This is a genomic window from Nonomuraea guangzhouensis (assembly GCF_019396345.1).
Classification (GTDB): Bacteria; Actinomycetota; Actinomycetes; order Streptosporangiales; family Streptosporangiaceae; genus Nonomuraea; species Nonomuraea guangzhouensis.
The window spans coordinates 61,263-82,796 of sequence record NZ_JAHKRM010000035.1; the positions used below are offsets into that span (position 1 = coordinate 61,263).

Genomic DNA, 21,534 nt, shown 5'->3' on the forward strand with positions numbered 1-21,534 from the left:
CATGCGTCACCTGTGGATCGTCGGCGACCGCCGGGCCGACCGGCTGCGCGCCGCCGCCGAGTACGGACCCGGGATCGTCGCCGGGTGCCATCGGCGGCTGCGTGGTCCCTACACCGGGGTCGACACGGTGCTGCACGCGGTGCTCCCCGAGGCGTTCGCGCGGTGGCCGGAGCTGGTCGAGCGGCATCGGATCGCGTTGCTGTACGGCATTCCCGAGCTGGCCGAGGTGATCGGGGCGGGGCCGAGGCAGCTGGCGTTCACCGGGCCGTTCGAGCAGCGGACCCGGTTCTACGGGGCGCAGATGATCCGGTGCATGAATCAGGGGATCGTGACGTTCCTGACCGAGTACGCACGGCTGGCGCGAACACCTCTGGTGGTGGTCTTCGACGACCTGCACGCGGCCGAGGAGACGACGCAGGAGCTGGTCGCGTTGCTGCTGCGGCGGGCGGATCCGGCGGCGCTGCGCGTGGTGGCCGGCGGCCGGCGCGACGGTCTCGGCGATCAGCTTTCGGCGGCGCTGACCCGTCACGCCGACATGGTCGCCGCCACGCCCTCGCCTGCTTCAGCGGGGAAACCGGCTGATAACGAGCTGGTTCGGGCGTTCGTGGCGGCCGACGGGGTCAGCGACGACCCGGCGGAGATCGCCGCGTATGACGCCGCGGACGCGGGGCTGCGGCGTGAGCTGCACGACCGGCGGGCCGCCGAGCTGGTCCCGGGCGCCGGCTCCGGGCTCAGAATGGGGGCGATCCCCTATCACCTCGAACGCGGCGGCGACCCCGGCGGGCGCGGACGGGAGGCGCTGTGCGACGCGCTGAAGCTCAGCGCCGAGATCGGGTTCTCGGCCGCGACCGTCGACTTCGGCCTGCGCGGCAGGGAGGTGACCGACCCGGACGCCTGCCCGGACGACTTCCGGCTGTTCACCTCGCTGGCGGCGAACGCGCTGGTGCCCCTGCACCGTCCCGACGAGGCGTACGCGCTGTACATGGATCTGCGCACCCGCTACACCGACGCGCGGGCCCACATGATCACCAGTTACGGCATCGCCATGCTGTACACGAGGTTCTTCACGCCCCGCGACCACGAGACGGCACTCGCCTGGCAGAACAACGCGGTCGCGATCTCCGCCCTGCTGCCCGACCCCGGGGAGCGCACCACGCGCCAGGTGTTCAACGACAACGCGCTCGCGCTGATCGAGATGCACCGCGGCAACCTCGACCGCGGGCTGGACCTGATCGAGGCGGGCATCGCCCGGCTGGACCAGGAGCTGACGCCCGACGACTGGGTGGTGCACCGCTCCCAGCTCCTCTACAACAAGACCCGGCTGCTGGCCGCGCTCGGGCGGCACGAGGAGGCCTACGAGGGCTTCACGAAGCTGATCGAGATGGACCCGTACTACACCGACTACCTCAGCGAGCGCGCCAGGATCTCCCGCCGCCGCGGCGACCTGGCAGCCGCGCTGGACGATTACGACCGCGCGGTCGCCCTGGCGCCGCCGTACCCCGAGCTCCATTACAACCGGGGGACGTGCCGGGCTGAGGCGGGGGACGTCTCCGAAGCGCTGGCGGACTTCGGCTACGTGCTGGAGATGGAGCCCGATGACGTGCCCACCCTGTTCCGGCGCGCGGAGCTGCTGTTCGACGCTGGCGATCTGACGGCGGCCGAGGCCGATGTGACGGCCGGGCTGGCGGTACGGCCCGGCGACGCCGAACTGCTGTGCCTGCAGGGGATGATCGCGCTGGAACGCGATGAGACGGAGCGGGCGGCGGATCGGCTGGACGCGGCGCTCGTGGCCGCGCCCGACTACGCGGCGGCGCTGGTCAACCGGGCGGTGGCCAGGTTCAGGCTCGGCCGTCCCGACGGGGCCGTCGACGACCTGACGCGGGCGCTGGAACTGCTCGGGGACGATCCGGATCTGCTGCTGAACCGCGGCCTCGCGCATGAGGCGGCGGGCCGGCCCCGGCAGGCGGTGGACGACTTCGACGCGGCCATGTCCCTGCCCGGCGCCGACACGGCGGAGCTGGAGCCCGCCCGCGAACGCTGCGGCAGACTCCTGGCCGGGGTGTGACCGATGCCCCCTGCCTTCGAGCCGCACGGCCGGCGCGTGAACGGCGAGGCTCATCACCTTCGTGAGGCGCTCGTTCCGCGAGACCGCTTCCGCGATGCGCTGGCCACCGTCGCCACGGCCGTGTCAGTGGCCGCGACGTTCGACGAGGGCGGCCGCCCGCGCATGGTGACCATCGGGTCGCTCTGCTCGCTCTCGCTCGACCCTCCGCTCGTGCTGTTCTGCCTGGCCAAGGACGCGGGGTCGCACGCGGTGTTCTGCTCGGCGGCGCGTTTCGCGGTCACCGTGCTGGCCGAGGACCAGGCGGACGTGGCCCGCCGCTGCGCGGGTCCACGCCAGGCGCGTACGGCCGTGCCGTACGCGCTGATGGACGAACTGCCCGTGGTGCCCGGAGCGCTGGCCCATCTGTCGTGCTCCGTGCACGCGCTGGTGGCGGGCGGCGACCACACGATCGTCATCGGCCTGGTGCGGCGAGTGGCCGTCTACGGCGGTTCTCCGCTGCTGTATCACCAGCGCGACTTCCACGGACTCGGCGCCCCATGGGGGCTCGTGACGGACACCGAGTCGGGAATCACGAAGGGCGCGCCTGGGGGATGCGGGGACGCGGCTTCACGAGGGTTCGGGGACGACGCGTCAGGGGGGTTCGGGGACGAGGCCGAACCGCTGTGCGAGGAGCACGGCGTTGACCCGGTCGCTGATGCCCAGCTTGCGGTATAGCCGCTCCTGGTGCTTGGTCACCGTGCGCGGCGACAAGCCCAGGCGCCTGGCGATCGCGGTCGGGCTGAGCCCCTCGCAGAGCAGCCGCAGTACGTCCTGCTCACGGGGCGTCAGTCTGGCCTGAGCCGCCCGTTCTCGCCGTACCCGCGCGATCGCGGCATGCGGCTCGGTGAGCGGACCCGTCAGTTTCTCCAGCGCGTCCAGTTGCGGGCTTTCGAGACCTTCGGCCCTCGCCTCGATCAGCTCCGCCAACTGGACGGCGGGAGAGTTGGGTGTCGGCGTCCAGTGCCACACACCCTCGCGACAGACGAGGACTCCCAGCCCGCGTCCGATTCTCACCAGTTCGCCGGCCAGGGTGCGGTCGCCCTGGGAGGCGTCCCAGAGCAGCCGCAGAGTGTCCGTGTCGACGATGCCACCGAGTAGCGCCGCGATGTGCTCGTCGGATTGCTCCGGCGAATCGCCGACGGCCCGAACGCGCGCTGTGACCGACCCCGAGTCGTGATGCACCTGCATCTCCTCATGCTCGAGTTACTCCTTTCGTTGCCCGCCTTGAGAGGCGTCCATCGAGTTCCATTCGTCGTGAATAGCGCTCGGGATGCGTACCTGGAATTTCGGTCGGGTTGTCGCCCTGTTCCGGAAAGGCGGTCTGTCGCCGACTACGGAGTCGACTCTTGACGATTACTCAGATGCGTGATCCAGCGGTGCGAAGGACCGGTAAATGTCCGGTCGCTGTCCTGTTTCTCGCACTCGCCGCATGAGAGCGTGAGGTGCCCGGTAAAAGGGCCACTTCGGGGAGCTGTGTTCTCGCTCGCAGGCATGAGTTCGGGCCGGCGAGCAATGCGCCGGAATCTGCGGCGCATTCACCTGTCGGCATGACCTCGCTGGTCAGCGCGGAAAGCGCGACGAAACGCGTCCGCGCGATGTCTGATGCACCCCCGCCTGGAAATCGCCGCATGCATTGATCCAGGTAATCGATCACCTCAACCGATGAAGGAGCAAGTGCGCGCATGTCCACTTCACGCTTGCGTAAGTTATCCATTGGTTTAGCCGTGGCGGCCACGATCCTCCCGATCCTCGCCGCCGTGCCCGCCGCCGCCGAGGTCGCCGAGCCGGAAAGTGGCGTTCAACAGATCGGCCCGGGCCAGTATTTTCCGGAGAGCAAGACCTTCGAAGTGAGCGAGACCGACGTGGCGGCCGGAGCGATCGGCCGCAGGCACCGGGTGGCCGCCGTGGACGGTGGCCTGGCCCGTCCGGAGGCCGTCAACCGCACTGACCTGGCGGTGTTCGGGCCCGGCTGGCAGGCCGAGTTCCTCGGCGGGACCACCAGCCGCTCACTGAACGTCCAGGGCGACACGATCACGGTCTCTGAGCAGGGTCTGCCCGGCTCCATCCAGTACGACCTCAAGAGCAGCGTCTCGTTCCCGGCCGGCGGGGGCGTCCGTAAGTTCGAGGCGGCCGACGGTTCCAAGCTCAGCGAGACGACCCGCTGGGACTCGACGGCCGGTGCGCTGCGTAGCACGGTCGCCGAGACGCCCGCCCTGGACCTCGGCCCGCCCGCCGACGGCACCGCCACCAGCTCGGCCGACTACGCCCTCACCTATACCTGGGCCCAGGTGAACGCCGCCGACCCGGCGTCCTGGCGGGTGACGAGCGTGGGCGACACCGCGTACGGCACCTCATCCGTCAGCTACGACCCGCAGGGCCGCGTGGCCTCGGTGACGGAACCGGCTGCCGGTGAGAGCCCCCAGAGCGTGCTGACCTTCGCCTACGCCACGGCGACGACCGCCACCTCCGGAACGTTCGGTGACTTCGCCGGCCGCGTCAAGGAGGTCTCGCTGGCAACCGGCTCGGCCGCGGCGCAGGTCGTGGCCAGGTACCGCTTCGACACCGCCGGTTACCTCCGCACGGTGACCGACCCGGGCGTGGGCGAGCAGGCCGGTTACGCCTACGACGCCTCCGGGCGGGTGTCCGTCCTGTCCTCGGAGGAGAAGGGCGCCTGGCAACTGAGCTACGCGGGTAGCTCGGCAGCGCCCGCCGCCACCTCCACAGGTCCCGACGGCCTTCCCGACGCCCCCGACTCGGCGAGCAGCACGCAGCCGCCGCCCGGGGCCCCGAGCCTCACCGACCCGTCCGCCACCGGTCCGCCCACCGCTGAGTTCCCGCCCGGCGGCATTGACGGCACCCAGGCATATCCCCGGCAATGCTGGTTCGCCACGGCCTGGCTCTGGTACACGCGCAACGGCTGCTCGGCGTGGGTAGCGCACTACGGCTGGCACAAGCCCTTCTGGCGTCAGCTCCCCTCCCGCCGGTGGGTCGTCGGCATCCTCTACGACCACTGCACTTCCCCCGTCGGCAGTTTCCCCGGCGGATTCGACTTCCGTGCGGCCTGCGACATGCACGACTACGGGTACGGGCTGATCGGCAACACCTACAAGGGCTACCGCTATTACCTGGACAGGGGGCGGAAGACCGACGTGGATGACGTCTTCTACACCACCCTGCGGATCTACACCTGCTCCGCGTACAAGAAGCAGGGTAACTGCCGAGCCTGGGCCTGGATCTACCGCCTGGGTGTCCGCGCGGGCAACCCGCGGAACGGCGCGAACGCGACCTGACTCGTCGGGGCAGGCCCGCCGCGGGCCTGCCCCCTTCTTTCTGCGGGAAGCAGCTCGACTGACAGGAAACACACGTGAAGAAATGGCCTGCGGTACTGGCGGTCTTAGCCTCGATCGCCGCGACGATGGTCTACGGGGTGGCGGCGCGAGCCGTATCGGATGATCCGAAGATTGAGACGGGGTTGGCCAAGCAGCTGTCCGCCGGTGGAACGGCCCGAGTGATCGTGACCGCCAGGACCAGAGCCGACCTGATCGCCGCGACCGGCGCCGATCCGGTGCTGCGGCGCTACACCAAGCTGCCGATGGTGGCGTTGCGGGTGGACAGGGCGGGGCTGGCCCGGTTGACCCAGCAGCCCGAGGTCGTGAGCGTGGTCGAGGATCGGCCCGTGCCGCCGGTGCTCGGCACGAGCGTGCCGCTCATCGGTGGGGACAAGACCCGGGCGGCGGGGCTGACCGGCACCGGCACCGCGGTGGCCGTACTGGACACCGGGGTCGCGGTACGGCACCCGTTCCTGGGCGGCCGGGTGATCGCGGAGGCGTGCTTCTCTCCCGTCGATGCCGACTACGGCGCCACCAGCCTCTGCCCGAACGGCGCCGAAACGGCCGAGGGGCCGGGAACGGCCGACTCCGATCAGGGGCCGTGCGCCTCGCTCGACTGCGCGCACGGCACACATGTGGCCGGGATCGTGGCCGGCGGTGTCGGCGTGAGCGGCTCCGACGGACCGGGCGTGGCGCCCGCGGCCGGCATCGTGGCGATGCAGATCTTCAGCCGGTTCGGCTCGGAGGACTTCTGCGGTCCTGGCGGCGCGCCCTGTGTGCTGAGCTTCACCAGTGCCCAGCTCGCCGCGTTGGAGAAGGTGTACACGCTGCGCGAGTCGGGGGTGCCGATCGTTGCGGCCAACCTCAGCCTCGGCTCCGGGCGGTACACCTCCGCCTGTGACGCCGACCCGCGCAAGGCGGTGATCGACCGGCTGTGGGCGAGTGGGGTGGCCACCGTGGTGGCCGCGGGCAACGACGGGTACGGCGACGCCGTCAGCGCGCCGGCGTGCGTGTCCACGGCGATCACTGTCGGGAGCACGACCGACACCGATGAGCTGTCCACGTTCACCAACCGGGGTCCGTTGCTGGACCTGCTCGCGCCGGGCACCGGCATCGTCTCCTCGGTGCCTGGTGGGCGGTGGGCGTCGATGAGCGGGACGTCGATGGCGGCGCCGCACGTCGCGGGGGCGTTCGCGGTGCTGCGGCAGGCGCTGCCGTCCGCGAGCATCGGCGATCTGGAGGCGAGACTGAAGTCGTACGGCAAGGCGATCGGCTATTCGGGGGCCACCACGCCGCGGATCAATGTCTACGACGCGGCCATGGGGACGACTCCTTCCCCTTCGCCCACGCCCACCCCGACGCCGACTCCGACGCCCCCGCCTGACGGGAAGTACTGGGTGGACACCTTCGCCAACGCTCAGGGGTATCCGTGGACGTACTGCGTCGGGAAGTGTCCGTCCCAGGGGCAGCTCTGGGAGGCGACCAACTACGTGTTCTGCAAGAAATGGGGCGATGAGGTCAGGGACTCGGCCGGTAACTACAACCGTTGGTGGCTGTTGACCGATCTGGACTCGATGCGGGCCGGTGGGAGCGAGCGGGCCTATGTGTCCGCGTACTACCTGAGCCGGTGGGGCAACGACGAGGCCCGCGACAACAACGGCACGGTCATCCCCGACTGCACGGGGAAGAGCGCCGGCAAGTACTGGGTGGACACCTTCGCCAACGCCACGGGGTACTCCGGTCCGTTGAACGGCGCGACGGCGCAGGGCACGCTCTGGAAGGCGACGAACTACGTCTTCTGCAAGACGTGGGGCAAGGAGGTCCGGGACTCCTCCGGTGATCACAATCACTGGTGGCTGCTGACCGACCTGGACTCGGTGAACTCCGGCGCGAGCGGACGGTCCTACGTCTCGGCCTACTACCTGAGCCGGTGGGGCAACGACGAGGCCCGCGACAACAGCGGCGCGGTCATCCCCGACTGCGGCTGACGCCCGGCCCGCCGCCGGCTCGGCCCAACTGGGCCGGCGGCTGGCCATCGTGAATACCGGCTGTGAACATAAGTCAACAGGGAGGCATCAAACGGCAAACTAGGCAAGAATCGGTGGAGACCGTAATCGAGGAGGTTTTCCCGTGCGCGCAGTTCTTGCCGCCGTGCTCGCGACGTTCACCCTGTTGGCCACCGGAGTCAGTCCGGCCAGTGCCGCAGCATCCCTGTCGGCCTTGCCCGGTGGAAAGGCCAACTTCGTGGTGTCGCAGGGCTTCCTGCGCGCCGCGTCCACCCAGAACTGGGTGCGTCTGGGTACGTACCAGTTCAAGACCAACGGCACTGTCAGTGCGAACGGCTACCTGTGGTGGCAGCGCAATCCCGAGGGCAGGCAGGCCACCGGTGTAGTCCCGGATTCGAGCTGCGCGACCAAGGCAGGCGGCAAGAGCACCCGCGTACGCGCCTGCGACGTCCTGACCGCCCCCGGTTACACCGGTGCCCCGGACGAATCCCGTACCGGGACCTACACCGTGGCCGGCGGCGTGGTGAGTATCCGATGGAAGATCAACCAGACCTGGACCGAGCAGTGGCGCGTACGGATGTCGCCTGACGGCAAGCTCGCCCAGCTGCAGTTCGCGAAGAGCACCCTGGCCACCCACGGATACGGCTACGGAAGCAACGCCTCGCTCTCCACGCGCCGCGCGATGAGCTCCGTGCGGGCCTTCCCCGGAGCGCTCCGGCAGGACCTGACCTCCTGGTCCGGCAACCACATCGTGAACTCGGCCAACCAGCCCTTCAGCCAGTCCTCCTTCCGCGGCTGCGCCACCACCACCTGGTGCCTGACCTACCTGCAGCCGGCCTCCAAGGGCGCCTGCCAGAAGTCCGGCGGCTGCCCCAACTACGGCGGCGGCACCAAGGCGAACGTCAGCTCCATCCAGTACTACCTCACCAAGATCTCCAACACCGACCGCCGCGACACCATGTGGCACTGGTGCACCTGCCTGGCCATGGAGCGCAAGACGTTCTGCTACTCGGGCAACTCCCACATGAAACCGCTGATGCAGATCATCGACGACAGCGGGGCCTTCCGCGGCTGGGTCGGCGCGGAGGCGTCCTTCTACCCCGGCGGGCCCAGGACGAAGGACATGATGTCCGTCTTCCGCCTCACCGACTTCCGCTGACGCGGCGGCACCTTCGGGGGTCCTAGGACCAATTGCCCGGTGCGGGTCCAGGACCCCCGCCGGAGGTGCGGAGCAGCAGATCAACGTAGGTTCGTTGGTATGACGAGGAACGCGTTGACGGCGGGCCTGGTGGCGATGGTGTCGCTGGTGGCCTTCGAGTACATGGCGGTCGCCATCGCCATGCCCGTCGTGGCCAAGGAACTCGGCGGGCTGGAGCTGTACGGGCTGGCGTTCAGCGGCGCGATGGCCGCGAGCGTGATCGGCACGGTGCTCGGCGGCCGGTGGGCGGACGTGCGCGGTCCCCAGGCTCCGCTGTGGACCGGGGCGGCGGGGTTCGCCGCGGGGCTGACGGTCGCCGGGCTGGCGCCGACCATGGAAGTGCTGATCGCGGGCCGGTTCCTGCAGGGCTTCAGCGGGGCGCTGGTCAGCGTGGCGTTGTACGTGGTGGTGGCCAGGGCCTACCCCGAGAGCCGGCACCCCAAGATCTTCTCGTTGTTCGCGACCGCGTGGGTGGTGCCCTCGATGGTGGGGCCGGCGATCGTGGGCGTGGTGACCGACACGCTCGGCTGGCGCTGGGTGTTCCTGCTGGTGCCGATCCTGACCGTGGTCGCCGGCCTGGTGCTGCTGCGCGGGCTGGCCGGGCAGCCCGTGAGCGGCGGGCAGAGCGAGCCCGCCCCCGGCCTGCTCGGCAAGGTCGGCTGGGCGGCCGTGACCGCCGTCGGCGCGGGGCTCATGCAGTACGGCAGTAGCGGGCGGCTGCCCCTGCTGATCGCCGGCATGGTGGTGCTGGCCGTGGCGCTCCCGAGGCTCCTTCCCCGCGGCACGCTCCGCGCCGCCCGCGGGCTGCCCGCCGTGGTGGGGCTGCGCGGTCTGTCGGCCGGGGCGTTCTTCGCGGCCGAGGTGATGGTGTCGCTCATGCTGGTCGACCACCGCCACCTGCCCACGTGGGCGTCCGGGCTCGCGCTCATGGGAGGGTCGCTGACCTGGTCGTTCGCCTCCTGGGTGCAGGGGCGCGAGTTCTTCGGCCAGAAGACGAACCTGCGGCTCGGCTCGGCCATGATGGCGCTCGGCATCCTGGTCACGGGTACGGTGGCGTTCACCTCGGTCCCGGTGGCGCTGGCGTATCCGGGGTGGATCATCACCGGGTTCGGGATCGGGCTGGTGTACCCGACGCTGTCGGTGCTCACGCTGGAGCTGTCGGCGCCGGGGGAGCAGGGCGAGAACAGCTCGGCGCTGCAGGTGGGTGAGTCGGTGTTCTCGGTGGTGGCGGTGGCGGTCACCGCCGCGCTGTTCACCGCCTCGGGGTCGGGTTACTGGGTGGTGTTCGCGGCCACGCTGGTCATGGCGCTGGCCGGGCTGGCCATCGCCGGACGGTCGATCAAGGACGGTTCGGCCACGACGGCGCAGGAGTGCCTTGCTCGTCCCGCGTGACGCGGGCCGCCTCAGCTCCGTTCGGCCAGGCATCGGTAGAGGGTGTCGATAAGTCTGGCGGAGAACGCCCCTGACATGGCCAGGTGGCTGCGGACGAAGCCGATGGAGACGCGGTTCACCGGGTCGCAGATACCTATCTCGCCGCCACCTCCCTCGGCCCCGTACGCCTCAGGGGTGGGACCGTAACGCGGCGATTGACCGGGCGCCGCGAAGTTGCCGATATAGCCGAGAGTCCTCGGGACGAGAAGCGCGCCCGGGCCGTCATCGCTGAGCGCGTCAGGGCTCTTCACCCGGACCGTGCTGAAGGCCGCCACGGTCTCCGGTGACAGCAACCGCACGCCGTCCAGCTCGCCGCCCATCGCCAGCAGCGCGAAGAGCCGGGCGATGCCGCGGGCGGTGGAGGTGCCGTTGACGGAGGGGATCTCGGCGGCCAGCACGCCGGGGCCGGCGAAGAACGTGTCGACCCGGTCGAGGAACGTGGCGCCGTCCCTCGCGGCGAACGCCTGGCCGGCCAGCGTGCCGGGATCGCGGGTACGCGCCTGCCGCGCCTCGTAGAGCCGTTCGAACTCCGGCGGAAGGCCCGCGAACGAGAACGGCAGGACCGGCGCGACCAGCGGTTGTTCGGCCGGTGGCGTGCCGATCCTGGTGTCCAGCCCGAGGGGGACGGCGATCTCCTCGTGGAAGAAGCCTCCGGCCCGCTGGCCGGTGACGCGGTACACGAGCTCGCTGAGGAGCCAGCCGTAGGTCAGCGCGTGGTAGCCGTGACTCGTCCCCGGCGTCCAGGAGAGCGTGGCCGCGGCGAGGCCGTCGGCGATCGCCTCGTAGTCGTCCCAGCCGGTGCCGTCCAGCTGGAGCAGCTCGCGCTGGCCGGGAAAGCCGAGCACACCGGCGGTGTGGGTGAGAACGTGCCGGACCAGTACCTCCGCTTTGCCCGCCGCCGCGAACGCCGGCCAGTACGTGCTCACGGGCGCGTCCACGTCCACCCAGCCCCGATCGACCAGGACCTGGACGCACAGTGTCGCCAGCCCCTTGGTCAGCGACATCAGCACGGCCCGGTTGCCGGCCCGCCACGGCCGGCCCGGCCGGATCTGGCCGCCCCAGACGTCCACGACCGGTTCGCCGTCGACGTACGCGCAGAATGCCCCGCCGCCGTCACCCAGTTCGGCCGTGTGGTCGGCGAAAGTCGCACGCACCGGCTCGAAGCCCTTGGCCACGTACGCCGTCACCACGTCCATCTGGCGCCTCCCCTTGCAGCCGCGACACCTGTGCATTCTTGACCGGCCTCAGGGAGCTGACCAGGTAAAAGACCGGACACTTGGGGACTCTCCACACCGACGCGACCCACGTGCGGGAGGAAGGCGCCGACAGCGTGCCGTGACAGCGCCATGTCCGCGAAATGTCCGGTCGAATGCCCTGGATCACGAACTTTCGACGGCTGAAACTCAGCCTGGCCAGGACGTGAGTCCGCTTCCGGGCGGCAGGCATTATGGCGCTGTTTTGCCGCACTTACAGGTCACTCCAACTGGTCGGCCGTGTAGTAGTCGCCGCCGATGATGATCTGCTCGTAGTTGGACTTGTCGACGATGAGCGGGTTGAGCAGGTAGGACGGGACGCCGTGGTCCTTGGTGTCGTTCACCACGGGCTTGCCGCCCTTGAGCACGGCGTCGGCCATCGCCACCGTGGCCTCGGCCAGCTTGCGGGTGTCCTTGAAGATCGTGGAGTACTGCTCACCCGCGACGATCGACTTCACCGACGCCAGCTCGGCGTCCTGACCGGTCACGATCGGGTACGGCCGGCCGGAGGTCCCGTAGCCGTTGCTCTTGAGCGCCGACAGGATGCCGATGGACAGTCCGTCGTACGGCGACAGCACGCCGTCCACTTTCTGGCTGTTGGCGTAGGTCTTGGTGAGGATGTCGCGCATCCGTTGCTGCGCGATGTCGGAGTTCCACTGCGGGGTGGCGGCCTGCCTGAAGTCGGTCTGGCCACTGGGGACCTTCAGCGTCCCGCTGTCGATCTTCGGCTTGAGTACCGACATCGCGCCGTTCCAGAAGATCGTGGCGCTGCTGTCGGCAGGGGACCCGCCGAACAGTTCGACGTTGAACGGACCCTTCTCACCCTTGTCGACGCCCAGCCCGGCCAGGAGGGAGGTGGCCTGCTGCACGCCGACCTTGAAGCTGTCGAAGGAGGTGTAGTAGGCGACGTTCGGGCTGTCGCGGATCGGCAGGTCGTAGGCGATGACCGGGATCTTCTTGTCGGCGGCCCGCTGGAGCTGGGAGGTCAGCGCGGTGCCGTCGACCGCGGCGACGATCAGGAGCTTGGCGCCCTTGTCGATCTGGTTCTCGATCTCGCCGGCCTGGGTCGGGGCGTCTTGCTCGGCGTACTTCAGGTCGACCCGGTAGCCGAGCTTCTCCAGGCGCGATTTGACGAGGTCGCCGTCGCGCGTCCAGCGATCGGACGACTTGGTCGGCATGGTGACGCCGACGAGAGCCCCCGCGCGGCCCGGGGGTGGCGGCAGCAGCGCCCAGATCACACCGCCGGCCAGCACCGCCACTCCGACGACCGCGCCGAGCACCGCGAGGAGCGGGCCTCGCCGTCGAATCCGCGCATCCGGAACGGCGGGAGGCGAGCTGGGGTTCTGCTGGGTGTAGGCGAGGGTCGGGTCGTGCGGTGGGGTGGGCTGTTCCGGCGGTACGTGCTGTTCGGGCGGTGCGTGCTGTTCGGGCGGTACCCCGAGGAGCTGGGCGACCTCGTCCTGCTGGCTCGCGATGAGGTCGTGCACAGGGGCCGGCCAGACCCGCGCCGACGGGGCGAGCTGACCTACAGATTCCAGGAGCTGGGCCGGGCTCGGCCGGTGAGCCGGGTCCTTGGCCAGGCACGGCTCGATGATCTCCCGCAAGGTTTCCGGAACCGCGGCGAGGTCGGCTTCCTTGTGCACCACGTTGTAGAGCGTTTGCGGCATCGAAGACCCGGCGAACGGGCTGACGCCGGTGCACGCCATGACGAGCACCGTACCGAGCGAGAACACATCACTGGCCGAGGTCAGCGGCCGCCCGTCGGCCTGCTCGGGAGACATGAAGTCGGGCGACCCGACCAGCCACCCCGTGCGGGTGATCTCGCTGCCCCCTTGGCTGTCCGTGGCCCGCGCGATCCCGAAGTCGATCAGTCGCGGCCCGTCGGCGGCCAACAGAACGTTGGACGGCTTCAGATCCCGGTGGATCAACTTGGCGCGGTGGATCTCCACCAGGGCGACCGCCAGCCCCGCCGCCAACCGCCGTACCGGCTCCTCCTCGAGCACCCCCGCGACGTCGACGGTATGACGCAGCGAAGGCCCGGGCACGAACACCGACGCCAACCACGGCAGGGGCGCGTGCTCGTCCGCGTCTATCACCGCGGCCGTGTACGCCCCCGACACCCGCCGCGAGGCGTTCACCTCCCGCCGAAAGCGCGCCCGAAACCCCTCGTCCTCCACGAACTGCGGGTGCACCTGCTTCACCGCGACCAGCCGCCCGTCCGAGCCGCTGCCGAGAAACACCCGTCCCATGCCACCCCGACCCAGCTCAGCCAGGACCCGGTACGGCCCGACGGCAGCCGGATCCGACGCCTCCAGCGGTTTCATCCGCATCCTTTCGGCCAGGACGAGTGAGGCCGGACAAGCCCTGCTCGGGAAGATCGAGAAGAAGCTTATCCACGGACAGTTAGCGACGGTGACAAAACCAGTCATTCCCTCTGCCGGAGCCGCCGCGATCTGCCCTAGGTCGTCAGGCCTCGGGGATGCCGGAGTCGGTGCGGTCGGCGTCGATCAGGTCGCTGAGCAAGGTGACGACCGTGGCGGCGAGGTCCTGCAGCGTGGTGTCGGGGATTGTCGGCTCGCGCCCGAATGCGCGTTGGACGGTACGCGCGAGCAGGTCCGCCCGCTGCTTCGGGCCGCCCGTGCCTTCGGCGCGTAGGAAGCCCTCGAAGGTGGCCTGGTAGGCGTAGCCGAGCTCGTCGGGTTGCATGTCGTCGCGGAGCAGGCCGTGCTCGGCGAGCAGGTCGAAATAGTCGCGTGCCATGGTGCCGTGCCGGTCGTCGCGGGCGGTGTCGGGGGAACTGGTCAGCTTGCCGAGCAGGTGGGGGTCCTGCAAGAGGAATCCGTGCAGCAGAGGTCGGTTGATGATGGCCAGGAAGTAGGCGCGGGCGAAGTTGCGTAGCAGGCATGTGCGCGCGTCCTGCCGCAGCGCCTGCCGTAGCTCGTCCATCGCGTACAGCACCTCGCGCGCGAAGACCGCGCTGAACAGTTGCTCGCGGGTCTTCCAGTGCAGGTAGACGGTGCCCTTGCCGATGTCGGCTCCGGCGGCCACGTCGTCGATGGTCACCCGTCGGTAGCCGTGGCGCAGCAGTAGGTCCGCCGCCACGTCGAGGATCCGGGTGGCTCGTTCGGCTCGCTGCCGCGGGTCTCGGAGTCGTTCGGTGCTGGTGCTCACGCAGGGACCGTATGACCAGATGCGAGATTTGGTCAACTCTCAGCTTGCAGTTGACTAACTTTCAAATTTCGTCATATGGTCACGTCGTCGAAGCAGCGGCATCACCTGCGACAGGAGCGAGTCATGAACAACCCCACGGACAATCACGGCAAGACCGTCCTCGTCACCGGCGCCACCGGGAATCAGGGCGGCGCCGTCGCCCGGCACCTGCTCGCCGACGGCTGGCACGTTCGCGCCCTGGTCCGAGACGACAGCGCGCCGGCGGCTGCCGCGCTCGCCGCCGCCGGTGCCGAGCTCGTCCGCGGTGACCTGGACGACCGCGCCTCCCTCGACGCGGCGATCCGTGGCGCGTACGGCGTCTACAGCGTCCAGTCCGCCAACGACAACGAGATCGCCCAGGGCAAGAACGTCGCGGACGCCGCCAAGGCCGCGGATGTGCGGCACCTGGTGTACTCGTCGGTCGGCGGCGTCGAGAGCCAGAACCGGTTCTATGTGGAGCACGGCTGGGGGCCCATCGACAAGTGGCAGATCGAGGAGCACCTCCGCGGTCTGGGTGTGCCCGCGACGATCCTGCGGCCCGCCGGGTTCATGGAGGACTTCACCAGCCCGGCGCGGTTCTTCCAGAACGGCTCGCTCAACGTGCCCTGGCACGACGACCTGGTCATGCAGCTCGTCGCCATCGATGACATCGGGGCGTTCGCCGCGCTGGCCTTCGCCGAACCAGAGGTCTACCTGGGCAAGGCCATGGAGATCACCGGCGACAGGCTGACCGCGCCGCAGATCGCCGACGCGCTGAGCACGGCGGCCGGTCGCCAGGTTCCGCACACCCAGATTCCGATCGAGGTCCTCTGGGAGCACAACCCCGAGGTCGCGAAGGTCTTCACCTGGGCGAACGAGACCTACTACGACACTGACCTGGCGCCCTTGCGGAAGGCTCATGCCGCTCTCATGGACTTCGGCACCTGGCTGGAGCGATCGGGCAAGCCGCGGCTCCTGGCGCAACTGGAGTCCGTGCCGGCCTAACCGATCGAAGTCTCCGGCCAAGACTCCCTGGAGGCCTACAGGTCTTCCAGGCCGAACTCGTCGTCGACGGCACTACCGGCCGCGCTGGGAGCTCGAAGCGCGCCGGATCTACTCAGTTCCGGCGATCGGCCAGCACGTCTCGGAGGGCTTCGCCGAATGAGGTCTGGGGGAATGCCTGCCGTCGGCTGGTGTAGGAGGGCAGGTCCAGGGCGCCGAGTGCGCGTTCCACCTGCCTTCCCGTACGCAAGGCGAGGACGAGGGTGACCGTGGGTTCAGCCCCGGCTTCGGTCCTGTGGACCACCTCTGCCGGCTGCGTGTAGATGCTCCCGGCCACGTGATGTGTGGTGCGCTCGTGCGCGATCCTGGCCAGGGCATCGGTGCGGGTCACCCGGTCGACGGGGCCCTCGCCACAGATGTTGAAAATTCGGAAATCTGCGCTGGACGGCTCCGCCACTTCGACGACGCCGACCTCGATGTTGTCGAGGGAACCGTAGGCGATGTAACTGATGAGGTCCCACGTGTGATCGTGCATCGGGGACACCTCGTCGGCCGTCAGGCGTCGACGCCGGGCGACCGGGGGCCACAGATGCAGGCGAAGTGTGGCGTGTCCCCACCGGGCGAGCGGCGCGTAGATGAAGCCGAGAGGATGCAGCAACGGCTCCACGTCGTGACAATCCTCGGCGAGGTCGTCGATCAATGCAGCGCACGCCTTCTCGAGAGGCTGAAGATCGCGCGTCTGAAGGAGGTCGGCAAGCTCCGTGAAGTTAAATCTGTCAGCCAAACGGGACACGGATCTCCCCAAGACGTCGCACCGATAGCTGCGCATCCACGCATCCGAAGATCGCGAGACGCAGGCTACCTTAGGGGATGCGGCAGTTCGCAGGTCGGGGACACGCCAACGGTCAGTCGCCGTAGGGGTTCGACGGGGCTGACGCCTGCTGGATGATGTACGCCACGTCATGGTCTGTGTGGGACCCCAGGGGAAGATCGAGCTGGTCGAAAAGCTGTCTGATTTCCGCCATGGTGGGTGTTTCGGCAAGCATGGTGTCAGCGGCGGCGCTGAAGCTCACCGGCCGGCCCTGCCGGAAGCTGATCGACAGGTGCGTCAAATAGTCCGCGTAGAGCTTCGTGTAGCTCCGGATCCGGTACGCGGGCCACCCTTTGTCGCGGACGGTCATCAGGAGATAGTCGTCGCAGCGGTCGAAGCGTTGGTTCGACCAGACCGAGGACAGCGACAACTCTATGTCCAGGAGTGAGCTCTGATCGTACTGGAAAGCCGCGAGAATGGTGGCGAGGCAGGACAGCTGAACATTCTTACCGGTGCCCTCGCCGTTGTTCTGCGGCCATAATTCGCGAGTTATCTGCTGCTGGTATCTGGCATAGGCGTCGCACAGCGGTAAATCGCCTGGATCAAGGATTTCAATGCGGACGCGAATGGGTCTGCTGCGTATTCGCGACAGCCGGGCGAGCTCGGGCAGGGTTTTGGCCCGTAGATAGGTGCCCGTACCGCCCTTGAATTCCCAGAACGCGCAGGCCTGGCGGGCGTCCGCGAAGGCCCGGCTGATCGCCGGACCGGCCAGGACCTCGACTTCCGCCAGTCCCTTGAGAAGTCCGCGCACCGGCGCCAGCTCTCCGGTGAGATCCTGCACCTCCCGGTGCTTGCCGAGCGTCGCGTCGAGCTCGTTGACGAGGTGGGAGAATCTGCGCAGCACCGATTCGCCCGTGTCCTGTTTGCGCCAGCGATCCCTGAGCAGCGAGAAGGCCAGCACGGCCAGCGTCACCAGAATCGCATTGCTCACCACGTCGATCGAGACGGTTTCCAGCACTCCGAGAACACTGAAAACAACTGCCAAAGCAAGCGCGAGCGCGGTGTCGGCCTGTTCCTTCGCCCGAATGAGCCACCGCCCCATGGCGCCACCTTTGGGAAGATCACGAGACCCCGACCTCTCTGGAGAACTTCTACCCGAAAGCGTCATCAGTCAGACATGGAGTGGTGCTCGCATTATGCGCGGCAGTCACACCACGCCCTGCGTTCTCAAATACCTCTTCTATTCGCAGGCTCTCCGAGTCTGTTGCAGCACGGCGCGGATCATTGGGCGGCGCGTCCAGCAGAACGCCCGGCCAGTCCGGCGGCCCTCCGGTCAGCTCGGGGAAGCCGTTCATCGCGTCCATGAGCCGCCAGCCGTGCGGCCGCTGGGTGGCGCTCTTCACCGCCGCGATGAGGTTGGCGCGTTCGGCGTTCAGCCAGGCCAGCGCGGTGGGCCTGTCCATGAAGCCGGGCGGGCGGTCGCGGTCGCCATCGGCGGTCGCGGAGGTGGGCGCGAGTACGGGTATCGGGGTGGATGCGGATGTGCGCAGCGTGAGCGGGTAGGCGAGGTTCCCGGCCTCTCGCAGAACGCGCAGGTACCAGTCCATCAGCGCGTCCAGCGCGCGGGTACGGTCGGGTTCGCTCTCCTCGGCCCGGGCGCGCTCGCGGGCGTACTCCCGCATCAGGTTGTGGAAGGTGTAGCGGCCCGGCTCGCCCTCCTCGATGAGGTGCGCGGCGGCGAGCCGGCACAACAGGTGATCGGTCTCGGCCAGGGGCGCACTGGAGAGCGCGGCGGCGGCCTCGGCGGTGAACGTGGGCCCGGGGATGAGGCCGAGCAGCCGGAACAGCCGCCGTGACGGCGGGTCCAGGCGGTGATAGGACAGGTCGAACGCACCTCGTACCGCCGCGTACGGATCTTCGCCCAGCGCCAGCGAGGACAGCCGGGTCATGGTGAGCCGGCGGACCTGGCCGGCGATGCCGGCGCCGGGGCGGCCGAGGATGCCGGCCGCCGCGATGCGCAGCGCCAGCGGGAGGTAGCCGCAGGCCCTGGCCAGTTCGCGGGCGGCGTCCCGTTCGGCCGCCAGGCGCTCGACGCCGAGGAGCCGGCCGAACAGGGTGCCCGCCTCGTCCGGGGCCAGCATGCCGAGGGGAACGGGGACCGCGCCGTCCCGGGCGACGAGGCCGGCCAGGCGGTCCCTGCTGGTGATCACGGCGGCGCAGCGCCGGCCGCCCGGCAGGAGCGGACGGATCTGCTCCTCGCTGCCGGCGTCGTCCAGGATCACCAGGATCCGCCGGTCGGCGAGCAGGCTGCGGTAGACGGCGCTGGCCTCCTCCTCCGCGACCGGCACGCGCTCCGCGGGCACCCCGAGGCCACGCAGGAACTGCCCGAGCGCCTCGATCGGGCGCAGTGGCCGCTCCGGCGAGTGGCCGTGCAGGTTGACGTAGAGCTGGCCGTCCGGGAACCGGGAGCGGATCCGGTGCCCCCAATGGAGGGCCAGCGCCGTCTTCCCGACCCCGCCCGCGCCCGTGATCATGGCGAGCCCCACCGTGTCGCCGCCGGTCGCGACCGAGTCCAGCAGACCGAGCTCGGCCGACCGGCCGGTGAACTGCCCCGGCTTCGGCGGCAGTTGCGCCGGCACCGCCGACACCTCCGCGAAAACCTCCGCCTCCGTCTCGGCCGGGGCGGAGAGACCGGGTGACCTGACGGTGAAGACGTTCCCCCGGAGGATCCGCTGGCGAAGGTGCAGGAGTTCGGGGCCGGGGTCCAGGCCCAGCTCGTCGATGAGGCGGCGTCGGGTGCGTTCGTACTGCTCCAGCGCGTCCACCCGGCGGCCCGCCCGGCATAACGCCAGCATGAGCAGCCCGACCAGGCCCTCCCGGAAGGGATGCTCGGCGACGAGGCCGGTCAGCTCGGGGACCAGGCCGGCGTGCCGGCCCGCCCGCGTCTCGACGTTCAGGCATTCCTCGGTGATCGCCAGCCGTTCCTCGCCGAGGGCGTCGCGCAGCCGATCCAGCAGCCCGCCGCCGGACACGCCCGTCAGCGGCTCGCCCCGCCACAACGCCAGGGCCCGTCTCAGCCCGGCGGCCTGCGCCTCGTCGCTCTCCATGGTCCGCGCCCTGGCGACCGCGATCCTGAACTCGTGTACGTCCACCTGCTCGGCGGCGAGCACGAGCAGGTAACCCCTCGGGTAGTACGCGATCGTGACGCCGGCCCTGGCCAGGGCGGGCCGTAATCGCGAGACGTACCCCTGCACCATGCCCCGCGCGCCCGCCGGGGCCCGCTCGCCCCACAGCCCCTCGATCAACCGTTCCATCGACACGGCCCGGCCCGCCTCCAGCGCCAGCAGCGCCAGCACCGCCCGCTGCCGCGGCGGTCCAAGGGGGATCTCCTGGTGTTCACGCCACGCCCGCACCGCTCCGAGCAGCCCGATCTTCAGTACGTGGTCGAGGGCCGGCAATTCTAATCCGTCTGGCATATCGCTCCCGGTCTGGCACTCGTGGTTACACACCGCCATACGAAAGACACGAGACGCAGTCCAGTAGAAATCCTGACGAAATCAAGCCCCCGTGCAGTGCAGTGCGGAACTCTGAACGCGTTCTCGGGGGTTCATTCGCACTCGAATGACCATGGGATGAAAGTACGCGGTGCTCGCCGGAGCATCTCGGAAAGAGGCAACCTTGTCTTATCCGCACGACCTGATGAAGGACTTCGCCGACGCGGTCAGTCGTTATCCAGACCGGCCGGCGATCACGCACAACGGCCGGACCATTACGTACACCGAACTCCACGCGTGGACGCGCACGATCGCCCGGCGGCTGGGACCGCGTCCCGGGGTGGTCGGGGTGATGGCGTCACGGTCGCCGGCGACGGTGGCCGGCCTGCTCGGCACGCTGGCGGCAGGCGGAACGTACGTGCCCATCAATCCGGCGCACCCGTGGCCGAGGCGACGGGCGCTGATGGCGGCGAGCGGCTGCACGACAGTGATCGCGACCGAGCCCGCCGCGACCGCAAGGCCCGGGAAGTCCGCAGAGTCCACTCAGCCCGCCGAGCCGGGCGTGCGCCTGGTCGATCTCCCGAACCTCCCCAACCTTGACGAAGCCGCCGACACACCGGAGACGGACGCGGTCGTCGCCGGGGACGATCCGGCCTACATCCTGTTCACGTCCGGTTCCACCGGCGCGCCCAAGCCCGTGGTGACCCCGAGGCGGGCCATCACCACCGCGACCCGCGCGCTGCGAGACCTGTTCGACCTCACCCCCGCCGACCGTGTCCTCCAGTTCGCGTCGCTGAACTGGGACACCTGCTTCGAGGAGATCCTGCCCACGCTCACCACGGGCGCGACGCTGGTCTTCCACGACCACGCCCATTCGGGATCGTTCCACCGCGTGCTGCGCATGATCGGCGCCGAGCGGATCACCGTGCTGGACCTACCGTCGGCGTTCTGGCACGAGCTGGTGCGCCACCTGGTGGACGAGCGGGCCACGCTGCCGGCGTGCGTCCGGCTGGTCGTCATCGGCGGGGAGGCCGTGAGCCCGGCGCGGCTGGCCGACTGGCGCGCGCTCGGCAGCGACGGGATCCGCCTGGTCAACACCTACGGGTGTACGGAGACCACGCTCATCACCCACGCCATAGACCTGCACGGCCCGCTGGCGGCCGGGGGAGTGGGGGAGCGGGTGCCGATCGGGCGCCCCCTGCCGCACGTCCGGCAGCACCTCGGCGAGGAAGGCGAGCTGCTGGTCGGCGGGCCGTCCCTGGCGCTGGGCTACCGGGGCCTGCCGGAGGCGACGGCGGAGCGGTTCGTCGAGCTCGGCGGCGAGCGGTACTTCCGCACCGGCGACCGGGTCAGCCAGGCGGTCGACGGCGTGCTCGCGTACGAAGGCCGGCTCGACCACGAGCTCAAGATCCGCGGCATCCGGGTCGATCCGGGCGAGGTCGAGGCGCAGATCTCCGGTCACCCGAGGGTGGGCGCCGTGGCCGTGGCGGGCGTCACCGTCGCCGACCACACGACGCTCGCGGCCTACATCGTCCCCGGCCCGCCCGCCGCCGACGACCCGACACTGGCCACCGACGTCCGCGACTACCTGCGGGACCGCGTCCCGTGCCATCTGGTGCCCAGCCGGATCACCGTCGTGCCCGAACTCGTCTACACGGCGAGCGGAAAAGTCGACCGGGCCGGTTCGCATCGGAGATACGCGTCCGCCACCGTTTGA

At 69.6% G+C, this 21,534-nt stretch carries 15 protein-coding genes; 8 read left to right on the forward strand and 7 right to left on the reverse strand.

Annotated elements, in window-relative coordinates; all coding sequences use genetic code 11:
- The first annotated feature begins 1 nt into the window (after position 1).
- Both KME78_RS50465 and KME78_RS50470 read left to right on the forward strand, forming a co-directional pair.
- The gene (locus tag KME78_RS50465; protein ID WP_219537152.1) at positions 2-2,065 is read left to right on the forward strand and encodes a tetratricopeptide repeat protein; all 2,064 of its coding nucleotides are present in this window, start codon (positions 2-4) and stop codon (positions 2,063-2,065) included.
- Between the two features lie 3 nt (positions 2,066-2,068).
- Entirely contained in the window at positions 2,069-2,779 is a 711-nt protein-coding gene (locus KME78_RS50470) for a flavin reductase family protein (RefSeq protein WP_219537153.1), read from the forward strand.
- On the opposite strand, the gene KME78_RS50475 is transcribed toward KME78_RS50470, so the two are convergent.
- Complete coding sequence (locus KME78_RS50475; protein WP_219537154.1) at positions 2,696-3,286, reverse strand: helix-turn-helix transcriptional regulator; 591 nt, start codon at positions 3,284-3,286, stop codon at positions 2,696-2,698. The genes KME78_RS50470 and KME78_RS50475 overlap by 84 nt on opposite strands.
- 500 nt (positions 3,287-3,786) lie before the next feature.
- Between KME78_RS50475 and KME78_RS50480 the strand changes: the two genes are divergently transcribed.
- From KME78_RS50480 to KME78_RS50495, 4 genes are all read left to right on the forward strand, one after another.
- Positions 3,787-5,394 (forward strand): phospholipase A2, encoded by a 1,608-nt coding sequence (locus tag KME78_RS50480; RefSeq protein WP_219537155.1) that lies wholly within the window; start codon positions 3,787-3,789, stop codon positions 5,392-5,394.
- A gap of 74 nt (positions 5,395-5,468) precedes the next feature.
- Positions 5,469-7,421: a S8 family peptidase gene (locus tag KME78_RS50485; RefSeq protein ID WP_219537156.1), complete on the forward strand. Its 1,953-nt coding sequence runs from the start codon at positions 5,469-5,471 to the stop codon at positions 7,419-7,421.
- A gap of 142 nt (positions 7,422-7,563) precedes the next feature.
- Positions 7,564-8,598 carry a hypothetical protein gene (locus tag KME78_RS50490; protein ID WP_219537157.1) on the forward strand — a complete coding sequence of 345 codons (1,035 nt, stop codon included), beginning with the start codon at positions 7,564-7,566 and terminating at the stop codon, positions 8,596-8,598.
- 99 nt (positions 8,599-8,697) lie between these two features.
- Positions 8,698-10,029: an MFS transporter gene (locus KME78_RS50495; protein WP_246653952.1), complete on the forward strand. Its 1,332-nt coding sequence runs from the start codon at positions 8,698-8,700 to the stop codon at positions 10,027-10,029.
- 11 nt (positions 10,030-10,040) lie between these two features.
- Here KME78_RS50495 and KME78_RS50500 read toward each other — a convergent pair whose 3' ends face one another.
- The 3 genes from KME78_RS50500 to KME78_RS50510 all read right to left on the reverse strand — a co-directional run bounded on the left by KME78_RS50500 (position 10,041) and on the right by KME78_RS50510 (position 14,492).
- Positions 10,041-11,264 (reverse strand): serine hydrolase domain-containing protein, encoded by a 1,224-nt coding sequence (locus tag KME78_RS50500; protein WP_219537158.1) that lies wholly within the window; start codon positions 11,262-11,264, stop codon positions 10,041-10,043.
- A gap of 278 nt (positions 11,265-11,542) precedes the next feature.
- Positions 11,543-13,645, reverse strand: coding sequence for a substrate-binding domain-containing protein (locus KME78_RS50505; RefSeq protein WP_219537159.1), 2,103 nt, complete (start codon positions 13,643-13,645; stop codon positions 11,543-11,545).
- Positions 13,646-13,787: 142 nt separating this feature from the next.
- Entirely contained in the window at positions 13,788-14,492 is a 705-nt protein-coding gene (locus KME78_RS50510) for a TetR/AcrR family transcriptional regulator (protein ID WP_219537160.1), read from the reverse strand.
- A 123-nt stretch (positions 14,493-14,615) separates the two neighbouring features.
- On the opposite strand from KME78_RS50510, the gene KME78_RS50515 reads away from it, so the two are divergent.
- Positions 14,616-15,515, forward strand: a complete 900-nt coding sequence (locus KME78_RS50515; protein ID WP_219537161.1) for an NmrA/HSCARG family protein — start codon at positions 14,616-14,618, stop codon at positions 15,513-15,515.
- A 112-nt stretch (positions 15,516-15,627) separates the two neighbouring features.
- On the opposite strand, the gene KME78_RS50520 is transcribed toward KME78_RS50515, so the two are convergent.
- From KME78_RS50520 to KME78_RS50530, 3 genes are all read right to left on the reverse strand, one after another.
- Positions 15,628-16,305: a hypothetical protein gene (locus KME78_RS50520; protein ID WP_219537162.1), complete on the reverse strand. Its 678-nt coding sequence runs from the start codon at positions 16,303-16,305 to the stop codon at positions 15,628-15,630.
- A 112-nt stretch (positions 16,306-16,417) separates the two neighbouring features.
- The gene (locus tag KME78_RS50525) at positions 16,418-17,425 is read right to left on the reverse strand and encodes a hypothetical protein (protein WP_219537163.1); all 1,008 of its coding nucleotides are present in this window, start codon (positions 17,423-17,425) and stop codon (positions 16,418-16,420) included.
- A gap of 49 nt (positions 17,426-17,474) precedes the next feature.
- A complete protein-coding gene (locus KME78_RS50530) occupies positions 17,475-19,799 on the reverse strand; it encodes an AfsR/SARP family transcriptional regulator (RefSeq protein WP_219537164.1) in 2,325 nt (774 codons plus the stop codon).
- A 202-nt stretch (positions 19,800-20,001) separates the two neighbouring features.
- Here KME78_RS50530 and KME78_RS50535 point away from each other — a divergent pair, with 202 nt between their 5' ends.
- Positions 20,002-21,534: an amino acid adenylation domain-containing protein gene (locus KME78_RS50535; RefSeq protein WP_219537165.1), complete on the forward strand. Its 1,533-nt coding sequence runs from the start codon at positions 20,002-20,004 to the stop codon at positions 21,532-21,534.